Here is a 19,332-nt window from a genome sequence, read left to right as displayed (position 1 = left end):
GGAGATCCCCATGCAGAACCTGAACCGCCGCGGCTTCCTGGGTCTGACCGCCGGTGCCGTCCTGCTCACCGGTTGCGCCCCGGGCGGCGGAAGCACCGTCGGAGCGCCGAAACCCGGTGGCCGGTTACGCGCCGCGTTCTCCGGCGGCGGCGCCGCCGAGGTCCTCGACCCGCACGAGACCGACCTCTACATCGAGATCGCCCGCGCCAAGGCCCTCTACGACAAGCTCGCCGACTACGGCTCGGACATGTCCCCGCAGCCCCGGCTGGCCGAGCGCTGGGAACCCTCCGCCGACCTGCTGACCTGGCGGATCACGCTGCGGCAGACGAACTTCCACGACGGCCGTCCGTTGCGCGCCGCCGACGTGCTGGCCAGCTACGCGCGCATCACCGAACCCGGCGGCAGCCGCCGCGCCAAGTCCACCCTCTCGGTGATCGACCTGGCCAACAGCCGCGCGATCGACGACCGCACCGTCGAGTTCCGGCTCAAGCGGCCCTACGCCGAGTTCCCCAACGCGCTGGCCACCCTCGGCGCCTACATCGTCCCCGAGGGCACCACCGACTTCAGCACGCCGATCGGCACCGGTCCGTTCAAGCTGGTCTCCTTCGAACCGGGCCGCTCCTTCCTCGCAGCGCGCAATCCCGAGCACTTCGACGGCGCGCCGCTGGTCGACGAGCTGCAGATCGTGGTCACCAACGACGAGGCCGCGAGGGTGAACGCGCTGCTGGGCAAGCAGATCGACTACGCCCACGACCTCACCCTCACCAGCGCCCGCACCTACGAGTCCAGCGGTCAGCTCCAGGTCCACCGGCTGCCTCTGAGCAACTTCCACGGCTTGGCGATGAAGGTCGACCGCCCGCCGTTCGACCGCCCCGAGCTGCGGCAGGCCATGTTCCACCTCATCGACCGCGAGGAGCTGCTGCGCTCGGTGCTGCAGGGCTCCGGCCAGGTCGGCAACGACCTCTACGGCAAGGGATACCGCTACTACGCCGAACTGCCGCAACGCCAGCAGGACCTGGAGCGGGCGCGGGCGCTGGTGAAGCAGGCCGGGGCCGAGGGCATGACCATCGACTTCGACACCTCCGACGCCTCAACCGGCCTGAAGGAGGCGGCGATGGCCATCAGCGACCAGGCGCACGAGGCGGGGCTCAACCTCAACGTGCGGCTGGGCAACAAGGACACCTACTGGTCCGACATCAACAAGAGCGGTGTCCTGGCCGGCTACCGCTCCGGCGGGATGCCGCTGGACTCGCACTTCTCCCAGCGGTTGCTGTCGGGTTCCACGACCAACAACACCGCGTGGCGGCGCCCGGAGTTCGACGCCCTCTACGACGAAGCGCAGTCCACCTTGGACGAGAGCCGCCGCGCCGAGATCTACCGGCGCATGCAGGAGCAGCTGTTCGACGAGGGCGGCTTCGTGTGGTGGGGCGTGTCCGACTGGATCGTCGCCTCGGCCACCAACGTCGGCGGTGTCGACGACCGGGCACCCGCCAACACCCTGGACTGGGCGCGCTTCGACAAGGTGTGGCTGGCGTGATCCACTACCTGCTTCGCCGCGTTCTGCTCGGCGTCGTCCAGGTGTTCCTCGTGGTCGTGGGGATCTTCCTGCTGACCGAAGCGCTCCCCGGCGATGCGGCCGTGACCATCGCCGGGGACAACCCGGATCCGGCCGTCATCGCCGGGCTTCGGGAGCAGCTGGGCCTGGACCGGCCGATGTGGCAGCGGTTCGCGGAGTGGGTCCTCGCCGCTGCCCAGGGCGATCTCGGCACCTCGCTGGCCGGTCCGCGCAGCGTCGCCGAGGTCATCGGTTCGGCCGCCGGGCCGACGCTGCTGCTGGCCTGCCTGGCGCTGGTGCTGCTGGTGCCGCTGTCGACCGGTGTGGGCATGCTGGCCGCCCGCAGGGAAGGCGGTCGGCTGGACCGGATGATCACCAGCACCACGCTCGGGCTCTACGCGGCACCGGAGTTCGCGATGGCGATCCTGCTGGTGACGGTCTTCGCCGTGCAGCTGGGCTGGTTCCCGCCGACGGCCGTGGGCGGTTCACTGCTGAGCCGTCCCGGTCTGCTGGTGCTCCCGGTCGTCGTGCTGCTGCTGCGGCCGATCTGCTCGCTGAGCCGCCTCGTGCGCGCCGGGATGATCGAGGCGCAGCACTCCCCCTACGTGCAGCACGCCCGGCGTCTCGGGCTCTCACCTGGCCGGATCCGGTTCGCGCACGCGCTGCCCAACGCCGCGGCCCCGGCGGTGCAGCAGCTTGCCCGGACGGCGGACTGGCTGATCGGAGGCGTGATCGTGGTGGAGGCCATCTTCGTGGTTCCGGGGCTGGGAACCACGCTGCTGGAAGCCGTCTCGGCGCGGGACCTGCCGGTGCTGCAGGGGCTGGCGCTGGTCTTCGCGAGCACGACGGTGCTGGTCAACCTCGGCGCCGACGTCGCCGCCCGCATCCTGTCCCCCACTGCGGAGGCCCACCGATGAGCAGGTACCTGATCCCCGGCGCGCTGGTCGCCGTGCCGGTGCTGGTGGCGCTGTTCGGTCCGCTGTTCACCGCGGACGATCCCGCCAAGGACGTGGCCTTCGTGCTCGGCGGCGGCCACCTGTTCGGCACCGACTTCGTCGGCCGCGACGTGCTCGACGAGGTGCTGCTCGGAGGCCGGTCGCTGGTGTTCACAGCTCTCACGGCCACCGCCTGCACCTACCTGCTGGCCCTCCCGCTGGGGCTGCTCGCGGGCATGACCCGCAACCGGCTGCTGGACGAGGTGGTGATGCGTCCGCTGGACCTGCTGCTCGCGGTGCCGTCGATGCTGATGTTGCTGCTGCTGGCGGCGCTGGCACCCGGCCGACCGTGGGTGCTGGTGGCGGTCGTCGCGCTGATCAACCTCCCGGACGTCGTGCGCATCACCCGCGCCGCCGCGCTGTCGCTGGCGGCGCGCCCCGCCGTGGAGGCGATGCGCCTGCAGGGCGAGAGCCGCGCGCGCATCGCGGTGGGCTACGTCGCCCGCGCGATGCGCCGCACGCTGGCCGCCGACCTGGGAACCCGGTTCACCGGGGCGATCTACCTGGTGGCCTCGGCGAGCTTCCTCGGCGTGGGGCTCTCCCCGCAGGCCGGGGACTGGGCGGCGATGGTGGACCGCAACCGCACCGGGCTGTTCCTGCAGCCGTGGGCGGTGGTGCTGCCCGCGCTGCTGATCATCGCGCTGTCGATCGGCGTGAACCTGCTGTTCGACCGCTGGCTGCGGCAGTCCGGCACGACCTTCCTGGAGGCCCGGTGACCGCCATCGACGTGCGGAACCTGACCGTTACCCTCGGCGACCGCGAACTCGTCTCGGACGCCACGTTCAGCCTGGCCGCAGGCGAGATCGCAGCGCTGGTCGGCGAATCCGGCAGCGGCAAGACCACCACCGCGCTCGCGCTGCTCGGCGAGCGACCGCCGGGCGCGGTGATCTCCGGTGACGTCGACGTCGACGCTCAGGTGGGGTTCATCCCGCAGCAGCCGTCCGCGGCGCTGAACCCGGTGCGCCGCATCGGTTCGGTGCTCGCCGAGGTCGCCCGGCTGCACGTGCCGAAGCAGCAGCTCCGGCAGCGAGTCCTGGACGCGCTCCGGCGCGCGCAGATCCCGGACGGCGAGCGCTTCCTGCGCCGCTACCCGCATCAGCTCTCCGGTGGCCAGCAGCAGCGGATCGTGCTGGCACAGGCCCTCATCGGCGACCCGAAGTTGCTCATCGCCGACGAACCGACGACCGGTCAGGACCCGGTCACGAGAGCGCAGCTGGCCGCGGAGCTTCGGGAGGTCGCGGAGCAGGGCGTCGCGATCCTGCTGCTCACCCACGACCTCGACCTTGTCCGCGACCTCGCGCACCGGGTACTGCTCGTGGAGGGCGGCCGCGTTCGTCCCTCCGATGTGGACGGGATCGCCGAGGCGACGGCGGTCGCACCCGCGCCTCCGCAGGCCGCGGACCCGGTCCTGTCCGTGCGGGACCTGACCGCAGGCCATCGCGGGACCGACATCCTCCACGGCGTGTCGCTGCAGGTCGCGCCGGGCGAGAGGCTCGCGGTGCTGGGACGTTCCGGCAGCGGGAAGACCACTCTCGCGCGGTGCGTCTCCGGACTTCACCGGCACCGTTCGGGCGAGGTCCTGCTCGGCTGTGAGCCGCTGTCCCCGGTGCTGCGCCGACGTTCCCGGGAGCAGCTCGCCCGCGTGCAGCACGTCTTCCAGGACGCGCGGGCCTCGTTCAGCGAGTTCACCCCGGTCCTGGACCAGGTCGCGCGGACCGCGGAGCGGTTGCGGGGCGTGCCCGGTGACCGGGCGCGGGACCGGGCCGCCGATGAGCTGGCGCAGCTGGGGATTCCCGAATCGACCGCGAGGCGGAACCCGGCGGGCCTGTCCGGCGGGGAGTTGCAGCGAGCCGCGCTGGTGCGCGCGGTGCTGGCCGAGCCGGACGTGCTGATCTGCGACGAGATCACCTCCGGTCTGGACCCGGGACGACGAGCGGACCTGCTGGACGTGCTGGCCAAGCTGCAGCACAACACCGGGTGCGCGCTGCTGGTCATCACCCACGACCTGGCCGGTGTCGCCGGGCTCGCGCACCGCGTCCTGGTGCTCGACGAGGGCCGGGTGGTCGAGCGGGGAGCCGCCGCCGAGGTCCTCACCTCGCCGCGGCACGAGGTCACCAGGTCCCTCGTCACCGCCGAAACGGGAGGTCGGGAGACATGGCGAGCCGCTAATTGAATATGATTTTCAAAATATGTTGTCGACGGAGGAGGTAGACGTGAACCAGCTCGGGGAGCGACAGATCGGCCGCTACGTGGTGCGCGAAGCGACCCGAGCGGACGCGGCGGGCGCCAGGTCGGTCATGCTCGACACCTTCTACCAGGAGTTCGGCCACGGCTACGACCCGCGCTGGCACGACGACGTCGTCGACATGGACACCGCCTACTTCGACAACCCCCGGCAGGCCCTGCTGGTCGCCGCGCTGGACGACGAGGTCGTCGCCACCACCTCCGTTCGCGCCGACGGCCCGCAGAGCCCGCCGCACGCGCCCTGGCTCGCCGAGCGCTACCCGTCGGGCACGACCGCGCAGATCTTCCGCGTCTACGTCCGCCGCGAGCACCGGCGCCGGGGGCTGGCCGGGGAACTGGTCGAGCTGGCCTGCCGCTTCGTCGCGCTGACCCCCGGCTACGAGTCGATCTACCTGCACACCAACGCCGCCATCGACGGCGCGGAACCTTTCTGGCGCAGCGTCGCCAAGGAGGTCCACGACGGCCGCACCGACCCGGCCCACAGCCCGGCCGTGCACTTCGAGATCCCGATCCCGGTCGTCTGACCGTCCGCGGACACACCCACCTCACCGGTCACATCACTCCACGGTGGGGTGATCAAACATCATTCGCGCCAACCGGTTTCAGCGCGTGATCGATTCGCCACCCCATCCAGCGATGGCTGTTCGCTAGCGTTTTCGAACGCGGCGGGGCACACTTGAAACATCAGTTCGACGGACGCGATTTCCGTTCGGCGACTTGTTGTTTGACAAGTTCAGAGTGGGAAAACACAGGCGCTCAAACGAGAAGGCGCCGCTGCGCGATCTCCAGGAATCCACCACGTCCCGACTCCACCGCGTACACGCCCAGCGAAACCGAGAACCGGAACTCGGAGAGGAACCGAACATGCGACACGAACTCAGCTCGTACGCTCCCACCGGCCTGCGCATAACCCGCGAGCAGCCGCGACAGACCGCGCTCGCCGAACGCGTTGTGGGCGGCCACGAAGTCCAGCACCGGATCGTCGACCGCGGCATCGGTCCAGTCCAGAACCCCAGTCAGACGACCGGATTCGTCCACCAGGCAATGCCCCGGGTGCAGATCCGCGTGAACCAGGCGCAGATCCGCGGCCCGTGACCAGTACACGTCGTCGTGGATCCACGATCGCCAGCGCGCCACCTTCTTCTCGGGAACCTCCAGCATGCTCTGCGCCAGCCTCAGGTGATCGTCGGCCTCCTCCCGGAGATCCCGAGCGCCTGAGACCGGCACGCCCAGCCGTGCGACCTCGTCGACCTCGGTGCGGTGCAGTTCCGCGATCACAGCACCGAGGTCGGCGAAGAACTCCTCGGCGGGCTCCCGCCACCACTGGTACTCCAGGGTTTTCGGGTGTTCCGGCCCCAGCGGCCGCCCCGGGAGCCTGCGGTAGGCGACGAGCTCCGGCGTGCAGATCTCCCAGTCGGGAACGGCGACGGGCAAGCGCGGGCGCAGGTGCTCCAGCAGGCGCCGCTCGCCCTCGATCAGGTCGCCGACCTCGCTGCGACGGGGTGCGCGCAGCACCCATCGGGTTCCGTCTGCGTCCACCGCATGTCCGACCTGGAAGTCCCAGCCGGTCTCATCGATCTCCACGACCCGGACCCGAAGGCCGTGACGTTCCGCGAGTTCTGCCAGCACCGCTCCGACGGTAGCCGATCCGGTAGCAGGTGGTGCGGCCGCGAGATCCCCCACCGCGCACCGCCCGCGCTCCGAGCCACTCGGCCGCCGGGTCAGCCGCTGGCGACCTCGCCCGCGGCGGGAACGTCGTCGGGCAGCAGCAGGCAGAGGTCTTCCAACGTCGGGGATGCCGTGCGCCGCAGTCGCTTCGCGTGCCGGGTGACCGCGGCGTCCATGACCTGGCGCGCGTAACGACCGTTGCCGAACGACGGGCCCCGCGGCGTGGACACGAAGTGCGCCCGCAACGCCGCGACCGTCGGCCCGGTGCACTCGTAGCCGGCCGCAGCGGCGTGCTGGGTGACGATGGTGACCAGCTCGTCGTTGCTGTAGTCGGCGAAGCGCACCCGCTGCGAGAACCGCGAGGACAGACCCGGGTTGGCGGACAGGAACTCCTCCATCTGCCCCTCGTACCCGGCCGCCACCACCACGACCTCGTCGCGGTGGTCCTCCATCAGCTTGACCAGCGTGTCGATGGCCTCCTGACCGAAGTCGGAGCTGGAGCCGCGCTGCGAGGACAGCGTGTACGCCTCGTCGATGAACAGCACGCCGCCGCGCGCCCGGTCGAACGCCTCGGTGGTGCGGTGGGCGGTGTGCCCGACGTACTCGCCGACCAGGTCACCACGACCGACCTCGACGACCTGCCCCCGCTGGAGGATGCCCAGCGCGGCGAGGATCTCGCCGTAGAGGCGGGCGATCGTCGTCTTACCGGTGCCGGGCGGACCGCCGAAGATCAGGTGCCTGCTCAGCGACGGCACCGGAAGCCCGGCGGCCTGGCGCTGCTTGGCCGAGGCCAGCAAGTCGACCATGTTGCCGACCTCCGACTTCACGTCGGCCAGACCGACCATGTGGTGCAGCTTGTTGAGCAGGCTCTCCACCTTGGCCGTGTCCGCGTTGGCCGCACCGGCCCCGACTCCGCTGCCCGGCAGCGCACCGATGTCCTCCGGCAGCAGGCGGGTCATCGCAACGGGATTGAGCTCGGGGTCGTCGGCGAGGCGGTAGGCCTGGCGGCCGATCATCTCCTCGAAGACCTTGCGGGCGGTGCGGCCGTTGCCGAACGCCTCGTCCCGCGGGTACTTCGAGAAGTAGCCGAGCACCGCCTCGCGGGTCTCGAACTCCAGCCGGTAGTCGTTGGCGCGGCACATGCCCTCGACGATGGTGACCAGCTCTTCGTTGCTGTAGTCGGCGAACTCGATGGTCCGCGAGAACCGAGATCCGAGGCCGGGGTTGGTGGCCAGGAACTTCCGCATCTCCATGGTGTAACCGGCGACGATGACCACCACGTCCTCGCGGTGGTCCTCCATCAGCTTGACCAGCGTGTCCACGGCCTCCTGGCCGAAGTCGGCGCCGCCGCCACCTCCACCGGAGAGCGTGTAGGCCTCGTCGATGAACAGCACACCGCCTAGGGCCTTCTCGAAGCACTCGGTCGTCTTCAGCGCGGTACCGCCGACGACGCTCGCCACCAGGTCCGCTCGGCCGACCTCGATGAGCTGGCCGGCGCGCAGCACGCCGAGTTCCTTGAGGATCTGCCCGTAGAGCCGCGCGACCGTCGTCTTGCCGGTACCGGGCGAACCCGCGAACACCAGGTGCCTGCTCATCGGTGGCATCGGCAGCCCGACCGCCGCGCGCTTCTCGGCCATCTGCTCCAGGCGGGTCAGGACCTCCACCTCGCGCTTGACGTCGGTGAGACCGACCAGCGCGTCGAGCTCGCCGAGGAGCTCTCCCAGACGGCCTTCGGAACTCCGCTTGGCCTGCACGGGTTCGGATTCGGAGCCGGACTCGCTCGGCGGCGCCGCATCGGCGCTGCGCGAGCTACCGAAGCGCTGGGAATCGTCGGATTCGGGTGCGGCTTCGCCGGAGTCGCTCTCCGAATCGCCGTTCTGCGCGCTGGTGATTCCGCTGAGCCGCACGTTGTCCCTGCGGACCTGCAACCGCACACCTGCGCCGCCGTTGTCCTTGGTGACGGTGTCGCGGACGCTGATCGACTCGGTGGAGCCGACGACGATGCCGTCGGCGGCGTTCCCGGAGATCTCGCAGCGATCGAGCACGCCGGAGGATCCGGCCGCCCATTCCAGGCCGTTGCCCTCGCAGCCGCGGATGCGGGTCTGCTCCAGGGCCACCGACGAGGTTCCGGAGGCCTTCACACCGTGCTCCCCGGCGTCGGAGAGGTCACAGCTGCGCAGCACCGATTGGCCGTCGGCGACCAGCACCGCGGTTCCCCCGCTGCCGACGACGGTGACACCGCGCAGGTCGGCGGAGCTCTGCTCACCGACGCGCACGCCGACGCCCCCCGCGCCGGAGAGGGCGACGTCCTCGACCTCGATCTGCGCCTTCTCGGCCAGCAGGACCGCATCGCCGGTCGCCTCCGCGACAGCACCACCGGAGATGGTGGCCTTCGAACCGCGCACCTCGATGCCGGCACCGGCCGGCCGTCGCAGCGTCAGCTCGCGGAAGGTCCCGGTGCCGTTCTCGGTCACGACGACCCCGGCGCCGCCGGCACCTGTCACGTCGAGCGAGGAGAACGACGGCGAGGCTCCGGCGATCCACACCCCTGCGTCGCGGGAGTCCACGATGGTGCACTCGCCGAACTCGCCCTGGGATCCTTCGAGCACGTGCACGCCGTACCCGGCGGGCTTGTCGATGCGCAGCCGGTGGATCTCCGGCTCGCCCTGCTGCACCAGCACGACGCCCTGCGCCCCGGGGGAGGTGATCGTGCAGTCCTCGATCACCGGCGTCGACCGGGAGGCGATGAGCAGGCCGACACCGGTCGGCTCGGTGATGGACGTGCCGCTCAACCGGAAGGAGCTGTTGCCCTCCACCACCACGGCGGGGTTTCCGGCGCGCACGATCCGGGAGTCGCGCATCGCGCCCCGGGCGCGTTCAGCGGCCAGCACGGCGCTGCCCTCGGCGTCGGTGATGGTGCAGCCGACGAACTGCGGGTCGGCATCGGTGCGGATGACGACCGCAGCGGCCTTGACGTTGCTGATCGTGCAGTTCCCGAAGTGGCCCTCGGCGCCGTCGATGGCGATCACTCCGGCCCCGGCGGGATTGGTGAACTCGGTTCCGCTGGCGCTGGCTTCGGCCTGCCCGTGCACGTACAGCGCTGCCGCCGACGACGCCTCGACGCGGCATTCCTCCAACCGCAGCCGACCGGTGGAGACGTCGATGGCCGAGGTCTCGGCTCCGCTGTGGACCAGCACCAAGCCCGAGAGCACCGCGGTTTCGGCTGCCATCACGACGGCCGGGTCACCGGTGGACTCGATCCGCACGCCCCCTTCCGCTCCCGCCGCCGACAGCGTGACGTCGCGGCTGAGCACGACCGATTCGGTGTAGGTGCCGGGTTGGATGGAGATGACGTCGCCGGTGGTCGCCGCCGCGATGGCGTCGCCGATGGTGCGGAACGAGTCCGGGGCCGTCGCGGAGACCGACAGCATCGATCGTGTGTTGGTCATGCTCGCCCCAGTTTTTCGTCAGCCGATTCGGTTTTCGATGGTTCGGTGAGAACGCTCATCGCGCGGTGCAGGTCCAGCCGACCGAGCGCGGGAGGCGCGGTTCTCGCGGCGACCACGTGCGACACGAGGTCGGGATCCGGCGCCAGGTGGTAGCGGTCGAGGTAGTAGTGGACCGCGTCGTTCCAGACCCAGGTGCCGTCAGAGCGGAAGTTCAGCGGCACGGTGCGGTTCGGGTCGATCACATCGGGCATGACCTGGTCGGTGGCCATCGCGATCGGTGCCGAGCGCAGGTAACCGAGCACGCGCTGCCGTTCCGCGGCCTCGGCGCGCGGGTGGTCGGGCCGGAAGAACGGCTTGCCGAGGGTGTCGGCACCGTCGAAGACGCGCGCCAGCCGCGCGGGCGGCGCCGGGTTCCAGACCAGTTCGGACGCCGCCAGCGCGGCCTCGTGGTACTGGGTCGGGGCGGCGTCGGTGTGGAAGACCTCGACTCGCGGTTCGGCGCCCGCTTCGGCGAGCCCGTGCTGGATCTCGGCGGTGAGCTCGACGAGATCGGCGTCCTGTCCCGCTTCGACGAGGTACACCGGTTCGGTCGTCTCCGCCGAGACCCGGCCGCTGCGCCACAGCGCCCGCACTCCCCCGACCCGCTCGGCGGACCGCACCGCGGCCTCGTCGGCGTCGTCGGCGGATTCCGCCGTGAACCGCCACGGCGGCGGTTCGGTCGCGCGCGGTGCCTCGGCGAGCGCGGCGGCGTCGACGTCCTGGTTCTGCGCCAGAGCCGTGACCAGTTCTACCTCCGGCTCGGTCAGCGCCAGGCCCAGGCCGACGGCGCTGATGAGCGAGTCGGCGATCTCGTCGAGCTCCTCGTCGGCCAGGCAGGTGCGCAGCACAGCGAGCTCGCCGTCTGGGATCCGGCCCGCCAGCTGGAGCAGCAGCCGGTGCACCTCGGGTCGTTCCGGGCTCACCGATCGACTCCGGCGGCCTCGGCGAACGGGCTCGTCGGCTCGCCGAGCAGCACCGAGTACCGCTCGCGGTCGGGGGCGGTGGGGTCGGCTGCGGGCCGCTCGTCGCGGTTCTTGGCGGCCTCGGTCAGGCGTTCCAGCACGCGGGCGTCGTGCCGCTTGCGGGCGTCCTCGGACCGCTGCTTCTTCCCGACTTCGGTGAGCAGCACGCGACCGGCGTCGGCTTCCACGGCCAGCACCCGGTAGGACGTGGCGGGTGGGAACACGACGTCGGCGGAGTTCTCGTCGGCGGCGAGACCTCCGAGCCGCCGCGCGGTCACCGACCAGATCAGCAGTTCCACCGAACCGGGCACGGACGCCGACTCGTCCGAGACGCCGAGCATCGGCGCGGGTTCGACGAGTTCGCTGCCGACCACGTAGTCCTCGACGCTCTCGGCATCGCCGGGGCCGCCGCGCACGACCAGTCCTTGCAGCGACGGAAGCCGCCGCAGGCCGCCGGCCAGGCAGGAGATGAACGGGTAGTGCGTGGCCACGTCGCCGGTGCGGATCGCGTTGACGAACTCACGCTGGTCAGAGGTCGCGAACACGTGCACGGCGGCGAGTTCGGTGAGCATCGCGTCGTCCACCGGCATGCCGCCTCGCAGTCCCGGCCGCTCGGCGAGCAGCCGGGTCACCGAACGCGTGGCCGCGTCGTACTTCCAGCCGAGCGACTTCTTGAACTGCTGCCGGTCCTCCTCGGAGCTGGCGTGGTCGACCAGCAGCAGCGGCTTCAGCGCAGCTGCTGCTACCTGATCATCGGTCTCGGTCTCCGCGAGGGCCTCGGACGCCTCCGCGCTCGTCTCGGTGGACTCGACGGACGACACCTGCTCCGCCGCAACGGTTTCCTGGTGCGCGAAGTCCTCTGCTGCGGAGCCTTCCTGCTCGGCCCCTGCTCGGATGTCGGCCAGCTTCAGCGTTGTCGTCTGCTCCGCAGCCGACTGCGACTCGGTGGCGTCCTGAGCGACCTCGTTCTTCGCACCCTCCGCTGCTGCGGAGCCGACAGCGCCGGAAACCGTCTGCTGCGCCGAGGTCTCGGTGGGCACTGCGGTGGTCGACACCGGAACGGCCGAGACGGCCTGCTCCGGTGCGGGCCGCTGCTGTGCCACCGCTGCCGGAGTCGCCGGTGCCGGGGCAGGGGCATGAGCCGGTGGTGCCGTCGGCGCCGAAACCGCTGGTGCAGCGGCAGGAGCGGGCATCCGGTTGACCGCGGCAGCGAGCGGAGCCGGGCCGTGCGCAGGCGCAACCGGACGAGGTGTCGGCTGCGCTGCGGGCGCCATCGGTGAAGGCGTCGGCTGGCTCGGCGCAGGTGCGGGCGGTGCCGGGGCGGCCGAAACCCGCGGGGCCGCGGGTGGCGGCCCGGCAGCCGACGCGACGGACGGCGGTGCCACAGGTGCCGGGGCTTCCGGTGTCGCGTCGGCCCGCAAGGGGGCGGTCGGTTCCGGCTCGGGTTCGGGTTCTGGTTCTGGTTCTGGCTCTGCGGGCTTCATCGACGGGAGCGGGGTGCTGGACGCGACCGCCGGGATCTGCACCGACGTCGCCGTGACGGGCACCGCGATCGGGCTCGCGACCATCGGCTTCCGCTCCTCGACCGGTTCTTCCGGCGCAGCGGGGGTTTCGGCTTCGGCGATTGCGGCTAGCGCCGGCGTGGCCGGGCCGCCCGGTTCCTGATCGGCGGGCGGCTGGACGTCCGGCACCCACGCTTCCGGTGCCTGCGCCTGCGGTGACCGGGGTTGGGACAGCTGCGGAAGCGGTGTGGCCGGGCCCAGCGCCGCGGGCACCGGCGGAACGGACGCCACGTCCGCGGCGGGAGCTGCCGCGTCGGCCTGGCCGGGGCGCCACCCGTCACCGATGGGCCGCATCCGTCCTTCGGCGTCGACGACGACCGGCGAGACGATGCGCAACGGCTCCGTCGGCTGGTGCCGAATCGGCTGCGGCGCCGAGACGACCGGCGCCGCGACAACCGGCACAGCGACAACCGGGGTCGTGGCGGGCTCGTCCTGAGCGGGCGTGGCAGGACTCCCCTGCGCAACCGTCGGCAGCTGCGCGGTGGGCTGGACCACCGACGAGACCCCTGACGGGGGCGCGGGAATCCACGCGACGGTCTGCCCACCGACACCCGCCGGCACCGCACCGGTGGACGCTTCCCAGGGGTGCGCGCCCAGCGGCGCGCTCGCGGCGCGGTCAACGGCGGGTCCCGGTCCTGCGGTGCCGAGCACGTGCACGTCGACCTCGAGCGACGCGGCCAGCCGTCCCAGGTAGTCGGGTTCGGCGTGAGGCGTGGCGATCAGTCGCAGGCGTTCCCGCGCAGCAGCGGGCAATTGGCCGGCGAGTCGTTCCACCGCGGTCAGCACGCGCTGAGGCGGTTGTCCGCCCGCGGAGCTGATGACGAAGTTGACGGCGTCCGGCGAGATGGGGAGTCTCGACGCGACCGGGTCGACCGGCACGCGGACGGGGCGCACGAGCAGACCTGCCGGCAGCACGTCGACCAGCCACCCGTCCTGCAGCCAGAACGTGCCGGTCCCTGCCTCGGTGAGCCCGGACACCGGCGGCAGCCAGTTCCGCGGGATCGGCGGCACTCCGGGCTGGTAGGTGCTCTCCAGCACGAACGGGAGCCAGCTGGGCCGACCCGAGTCGTCGGGCACCAGCCAGGTCTGCCCGCCTTCGGGCAGGTACTGCGGCACGGCGTGGCAGCCGTGCACGGGTTGACCGATCAGCTCGGCGAGCTGCTGCGCGAGGGGCCGGACGCTCACCGGTTCGGGTCCGTACCCGATCAGCCCGAACGTCTCGCGCAGCTGCGCCGGGAGTCCGCCGACGAACGCGGCGAGGGCTTCGGTCGCCGGTAGCGGCTCACCGGGTGCGCCGACGACGACGGCCAGGCGGTTGCGCGACAGCGGCACCCGGAACCCGATGTCGGAGTGGGGCCTGGCCGGTTGACCGGCGGTGCGCACCCAGATCCCGGCGGGGATGGGGGTGACGCTGATCCGCGGGTCGATCGGCCGGGTCCGCAGGCTGGTGGAGAGCCCGTCCTGCCATTCCGGGACCGGATAGCTGGGGCCGTCGTGCAGCTTCGACTGACCGGGCCGGAATCCGACCCAGCCGGTCTGCTGTCCAGCGGAGAAGAGCTCGCCGCCGGGGAGCATGACCAGTTCGCCGTCAGGGGCGACGACCTCGACGTTGAGCGCTTCGGACAGCCTCAGCGCCAGCGGGCGGGAACCGTTCGGGGCCGCGAGCCCCGCCCGGGGCGAGAGCAGCCGGATGGCGGGCAGGCCGACTCCGTCGGGACGCAGTTCACGGCGCAAGGCGGCCAGCACCTCGGGTTCGAGCTGCTCGAAAGCGGGCAGCGCGGACTCGTCGATATAGACCTGCGTGCGCCCGTCCGCCAGGGTGAACGGCGGCGGCGGTACCGGCGCACCCGATTCCTCCGCGCGCACGACCACGCCTGCACCCGTTCGCTCGACGACCAATGCGCCCATGTGCTGCCTGCCTCCTCCCTGTGGCCCCGTTAATTCCACGGATGGCGAGCGCGAGGAGGTTCAACGTGTTCTCGTGCTGCGGTGGGACCGCGTGGTCACCGACCGCGGTAGTAGGACGACGAGGACGGGTGGTCGTCGTACTCGTAGTCGTAGGACGGCGAGCGCCGCCGCCTCGGCGAACGTCCCAGCCCGAGGTCGGTGTCTCGGGTGAAACCGCTGTCCCGGTCGGCGTGCGGGTCGTAACCCCGGTACCCGGGCACGTAATCCCGGTTCTCGACGTTGGTGAGCCTGGGTGTCGTGCCCGGTAGGATCGTGCGGCGGCCATCGGGCCCCTGGTGGAAGTGCCCGCTCACGGTCATCGCCGAGTGGATGTTGCGCCGGTCCACGTGACGCACCGAGTCCCACTCGGTCTGGTACTGCATCCGCTCCAGCAGATCCCGCGGGAGGTTCTGCGACGCCATGTGAATCATGTTGCCGGAGGACTCGATCTGATAGATCTGCCCCGACATCGGCACGTACCAACGACCGTTGTACCGAACCGGCTCGCCACCGTCGGGCACCACGAACTGATGCGCCGCCGTCGCACTCGGCGTCACCGACACGTAACCGGAGTTACGCGCGGCATCACCACCGTGCACGTGACTGACCAGGTTGTAATCCCGACCCCAAGACGTCATCCCATCGCGGAAGATCTCCTCCGGCGGACGCGTATCACCCCGATACATCCACGAAGGACGCGACGGATTCGCCCGCAACTGCGGATTGTCCAACCGCACCGGACCCGCAGGCTGCGCGCTCGCCTGAGCCGAAGACGACGGAACCGCCGTGTACGTCGAATACGACGGCCGACCCGACGACGAACGGTGCGACCCCGACGAATGATGCGACCTCGAGGAGTGGTGCGACCGCGAGGACTCGTGCGACCGACGCGAGTGCGAGGAGTGCCGGGACCCGTCCGACGGCGGCAGACCGGGCGAGATGTCGGCCGAGTCGGTGTTCGGAGCGGACTCCTGGCGGGGCCGGATCTCGGCGTTGCCCAGCAGGCGGGAGACGTCCTGGATCGCGCGCACGTCGGCGTTCCCGGTCTCCAGCACGACCCTGCGGTCCTGGTCGAAGCCGGGGTGCAGCCGCACGTAGTTGGCGAAGTCCCGCGGCGTGTGCTCCTTGCCGTCCCAGAGGGTGACGTGATCGCCGTCCTGGCTGGGAGTCACTCGGATGACCTGCTCGTCCAGGTTCCGGTTGGTGTCGCGGCCCTGCTGGACCAGTCCCGACACGTCCTCGGTCGGGCTCGGGTAGTGCAGCCCGTCGCGGGTGGGCACCGCCAAGGTCTGGAAGTCGTCGGTGGCGCCGCTGCGCTGCCAGGGTTCGGTGGCCGCGAACAGCTCGACGATCTGCTGTTCCGCCGCCTTGCTCAGCGGCAGCACGTCCAGCAGGTCCAGCAGGTCGTTGAGCTGGGCTTCCTCCGAGCGGTCACCGGTTTCGTCGCCGAGCAGCCTCGGGTCGGTCAGCAGCGCCTCGACGCGGTCGTGGGTGGCCGGGTCCTGCGCTGCGGCGAGCATCGCCGAGGCGAGTTCCACGCGAGCCTGCCACTCCCCCTTGTTGGTGCTGCTGGGGAACATGCGGAATTCCCACCGGTCGTGGGGATCGCCTTGGACGTGCTCGAAGTTGAGGCCTTCGTTGCGGCTGGAGTTCAGGGTGCGAACGTCGTCCGGGGTCTGCAGGGCGTGGGCGCGGGGAGGGACGGGCATCGCGCCGACGGCGCGGAGTTCGCGCTGGCGTCCGCCCATCGTGGAGTTCGCCATCCGGTACAGCGACTGCTCGCGTGCCTTGGCCAGTCCGGCGAGCGCCACGCTGGCTCGGGGCGTGGAGGGCGCGCCGTCGAAGCTGACGTTGACGTGTCCGCCGCCCTCGTCGACCGACCCGCCGTACTTCTCCACGACGGACCGGACGATGTCGGCTGCCGTTCCGAAGCGCTGCCAGGAGCGCGAGTCGCCGCCGAGCTTCTCCGACACCGCCTCGATGCCGTTGTCGAGGGTGTCCTCGTCCACCAGTCGCCAGCGGTCGGGCGCCTTCTTGACCAGGCCGGACCCCAGTTCCTGACCGTCGCGCCAGTCACCGAGGCCGGCGTCCCGGAAGGCGGTGCCGAGTTCTTGCACGGCGACGTCGAAGTGCTCGTCGGGGACGGTGAACTCGATCTCGGTGCCGAACCGCGCGTCGGGCCGGCTGCTGGCACCGCCGGGAACGCCGTCTGCGTGGTACTGGACGGGGTTGACGCCCGAGGACACCGCGGATCGCGCGGCCCGGTAGGTGTCGAGCATCGCGGCGAAGCGCTGGTCGCGCGGCACGGACGACGCCGGTTCGGGGTCGTGGGAACGGTTCGTGCTGTCGACCGGTCCGTCCTGGCTGGGCGGGAGGCCAGGCCGCCGGTCGTAGTAGTACGAGCTGCTGCTCGACGGGGCGTAATACGTCGACGAGGAAGAGCTGGTCGTGGGGTAGTAGCTGGAGGTCGTCGGGTACGTCGAGGACGACGGGACGGATCGGCTCGACTCGTGCGAGGAACGACTCGGCGGAGGCGGTGGGGCGAGTCCGAGGTCGGTGCGGCGGGTGAATCCGCTGCGCGAGTCGGCGTGCGGGTCGTAGCCCCGGTAGCCCTCCTCGTAGTAGCGGTTCTCCACGTTGGTGAGTTGCGGCGTCGTACCGGGCAGGATCGTGCGGCGGCCGTCGGGCCCCTGGTGGAAGTAGCCCCGCACCGTCATCGCGGAGTGGATGTTGCGCCGGTCGATGTGCCGGACGGAATCCCACTCGGTCTGGTACTGCATGCGGTCCAGCAGATCCTGCGGCAGGTTCTGCGAGGCCATGTGAATCATGTTTCCCGAGGACTCGATCTGGTAGATCTGGCCCGTCATCGGCACGTACCAACGGCCGTGGTGGCGGATCGGTTCGCCACCGTCGGGGACGACGAACTGGTGCGCGGCAACGGAACTCGGGGTGACGGACACGTAGCCGGAGTTGCGCGCGGCGTCGCCGCCGTGCACGTGCGATACCAGGTTGTAGTCCCGGCCCCACGAGGTCATGCCGTTGCGGAAGATCTCCTCCGGCGGTCGCGTGTCGCCCCGGTACATCCAGCGCGGGCGTGGTGGGTTCGCGCGCAACTGCGGGTTGTCGAGCCGCACGGGTCCGGCCGGTTGTGCCGGGGTGGCCGTGTAGGTCGAGTACGTCGGTGTGCGGTGGCTCGACGAGGAGTGGTGCGAGCGCGACGAGTGGTGCGAGCGCGAGGAATGATGGGACCGCGAGGACTCGTACGAGCTGCGGTAGCGGTCGTCGGGCGAGACGCCGGGAGAAACGTCGGCCGGGTTGGCCTCGCGCTGGGAGGACGTCGTGGTGCCCGACGAAGGCGGAACCACACCATCGGTCACCAGCGAACCCGGCAGATGCGGCGAAGCCACGTCCATGATCTGCTGCATGTGCCGATCCAGGACCCGGTAATCGACACCCTCCTGCCGGGTGTCCATCAGGTCGCCCGGCACCGGACTGTCCGAAGTGCTCAACAACTGACGCGGATGCGGATAAGCATCCCGCACACCGAAGAAGTGCATCACCTCATGGGTGAACTCCGACGGACTCGCACCCACAGCCCACCGATGCTGATCCATCGGATTCTGCACATCATCCGGCCGACCCGGCACCACCTCGACGACACCATCCGCATCAGCCGGGTCGTCTACGAAGGTGACCTGGCCGTGCGCGCGGACACCGGGCCCCGGCAGGACGTTCTCGGGCTGGTTGAGCAGCCGTTCGATGCCCGCAGCGGTGTTGGCGCGCACCGCCGCCAGATCCGCCGCGCTCACGCCATCAGCCGGACGCAAGTGCAGCTTCGTCTCGAAGTTCCAGCGACCCGGTTCCGGCGTGAGGCTGTAGCGGACTTCCTGCCGGATACCGCTCGCCGGGCCGCGCTGGATCGTCCTGCGGTCGCCGTTGCTGTCCACCACGAAGGCGTTGTCCAGCGGCTTCCACCGCTCGGCCTCCACCGCGAACGTCGGCGGCTGCCGGCGAGGCGGTGCCGGTTCGGTGGGCTGCTTCGAGGACACCGTGGTGGTGGCGGTCGTGGCGGGTGCGTCGTCGCGAACCACGCGCGGCCGGGATCCGTCGGGGTGGAAGCTGCGCCACTGGAACTTGCCGCGACCGTTGTCGACCAGCGCCACGACCTCCTTGCCGAGGTCCATGGCTACCCGGGTGCCGCTGTCGGCGAAGTCGATGCCGCGAGCACCGGAGTTCGGGATCAGCACTACGCGGTCCGCGCTGGGGTCGACCTGGCCGGACAGGGCCTCGGTGGTGACGGGACCGGCAGGGGCCTGGATCCTGGGGCTGTCGGCGAGTGCGCTGGGCACGTGAACCGAGCCGGCGCCGTCCTGGGCGCGGGTCGCTTCGCCGGGAGTGCTCGTGGAGTCCGGGGGAAGTCCCGGTCGCCGGTCGTAGTAATACCTGTCGTTCGACGTCGGGTAGTACCTCGACGACGAGGAGGAACTCGTCGGGTAGCGCGAGGACGACGGCGCCGAGCGGGTCGACTCGTGCGAGGACCGGCTCGGCCGGGAGCGTTCGGCGAGCCCGAGGTCGGTGTCTCGGGTGAAGCCGCTGGTGGGATCGGCTTGCGGGTCGTAACCCCGGTATCCGGAGACGTAGTTGCGGTTCTCGACGTTGGTGAGGTTCGGTGTCGTGCCCGGCAGGATCGTGCGACGGCCATCGGGCCCCTGGTGGAAGTGGCCGCTCACGGTCATCGCCGAGTGGATGTTGCGCCGGTCGACGTGGCGGACGGAATCCCATTCCGTCTGGTACTGCATCCGCTCCAGCAGATCCCGCGGCAGGTTCTGCGACGCCATGTGAATCATGTTGCCGGAGGACTGGATCTGGTAGATCTGCCCCGACATGGGCACGTACCAGCGACCGTTGTGG

At 70.7% G+C, this 19,332-nt stretch carries 10 protein-coding genes; 5 read left to right on the top strand and 5 right to left on the bottom strand.

Going from position 1 to position 19,332, the window contains the following annotated elements; translation table 11 throughout:
- The first annotated feature begins 10 nt into the window (after positions 1 to 10).
- The 5 genes from AB0J78_RS30240 to AB0J78_RS30220 are packed head-to-tail and all read left to right on the top strand — an operon-like array spanning position 11 to position 5,318.
- Positions 11 to 1,537: an ABC transporter substrate-binding protein gene (locus AB0J78_RS30240; protein WP_363794911.1), complete on the top strand. Its 1,527-nt coding sequence runs from the start codon at positions 11 to 13 to the stop codon at positions 1,535 to 1,537.
- A complete protein-coding gene (locus tag AB0J78_RS30235; RefSeq protein ID WP_363794909.1) occupies positions 1,534 to 2,472 on the top strand; it encodes an ABC transporter permease in 939 nt (312 codons plus the stop codon). The genes AB0J78_RS30240 and AB0J78_RS30235 overlap by 4 nt, the downstream gene beginning before the upstream one ends.
- Positions 2,469 to 3,266: an ABC transporter permease subunit gene (locus AB0J78_RS30230; RefSeq protein ID WP_363794907.1), complete on the top strand. Its 798-nt coding sequence runs from the start codon at positions 2,469 to 2,471 to the stop codon at positions 3,264 to 3,266. The genes AB0J78_RS30235 and AB0J78_RS30230 overlap by 4 nt, the downstream gene beginning before the upstream one ends.
- Positions 3,263 to 4,723: an ATP-binding cassette domain-containing protein gene (locus tag AB0J78_RS30225; protein WP_363794906.1), complete on the top strand. Its 1,461-nt coding sequence runs from the start codon at positions 3,263 to 3,265 to the stop codon at positions 4,721 to 4,723. The genes AB0J78_RS30230 and AB0J78_RS30225 overlap by 4 nt, the downstream gene beginning before the upstream one ends.
- A 40-nt stretch (positions 4,724 to 4,763) precedes the next feature.
- The gene (locus tag AB0J78_RS30220; RefSeq protein ID WP_363794904.1) at positions 4,764 to 5,318 is read left to right on the top strand and encodes a GNAT family N-acetyltransferase; all 555 of its coding nucleotides are present in this window, start codon (positions 4,764 to 4,766) and stop codon (positions 5,316 to 5,318) included.
- A 232-nt stretch (positions 5,319 to 5,550) separates the two neighbouring features.
- Here AB0J78_RS30220 and AB0J78_RS30215 read toward each other — a convergent pair whose 3' ends face one another.
- From AB0J78_RS30215 to AB0J78_RS30195, 5 genes are all read right to left on the bottom strand, one after another.
- Positions 5,551 to 6,423 (bottom strand): macrolide 2'-phosphotransferase, encoded by an 873-nt coding sequence (locus tag AB0J78_RS30215; RefSeq protein ID WP_363794902.1) that lies wholly within the window; start codon positions 6,421 to 6,423, stop codon positions 5,551 to 5,553.
- Positions 6,424 to 6,515: 92 nt separating this feature from the next.
- Positions 6,516 to 9,911 carry a right-handed parallel beta-helix repeat-containing protein gene (locus AB0J78_RS30210; protein WP_363794900.1) on the bottom strand — a complete coding sequence of 1,132 codons (3,396 nt, stop codon included), beginning with the start codon at positions 9,909 to 9,911 and terminating at the stop codon, positions 6,516 to 6,518.
- Positions 9,908 to 10,873: a hypothetical protein gene (locus AB0J78_RS30205; RefSeq protein WP_363794898.1), complete on the bottom strand. Its 966-nt coding sequence runs from the start codon at positions 10,871 to 10,873 to the stop codon at positions 9,908 to 9,910. Before AB0J78_RS30205 ends, AB0J78_RS30210 begins: the two co-directional genes overlap by 4 nt.
- Positions 10,870 to 14,382, bottom strand: coding sequence for a hypothetical protein (locus tag AB0J78_RS30200; protein WP_363794896.1), 3,513 nt, complete (start codon positions 14,380 to 14,382; stop codon positions 10,870 to 10,872). The genes AB0J78_RS30205 and AB0J78_RS30200 overlap by 4 nt, the downstream gene beginning before the upstream one ends.
- A 95-nt stretch (positions 14,383 to 14,477) precedes the next feature.
- Entirely contained in the window at positions 14,478 to 19,307 is a 4,830-nt protein-coding gene (locus AB0J78_RS30195) for a hypothetical protein (RefSeq protein WP_363794894.1), read from the bottom strand.
- Positions 19,308 to 19,332 lie beyond the last annotated feature (25 nt).

This window comes from Saccharopolyspora sp. NPDC049426, assembly GCF_040676935.1.
Taxonomy (GTDB): Bacteria; Actinomycetota; Actinomycetes; order Mycobacteriales; family Pseudonocardiaceae; genus Saccharopolyspora.
This window is presented reverse-complemented; position numbering and strand designations above follow the sequence as displayed.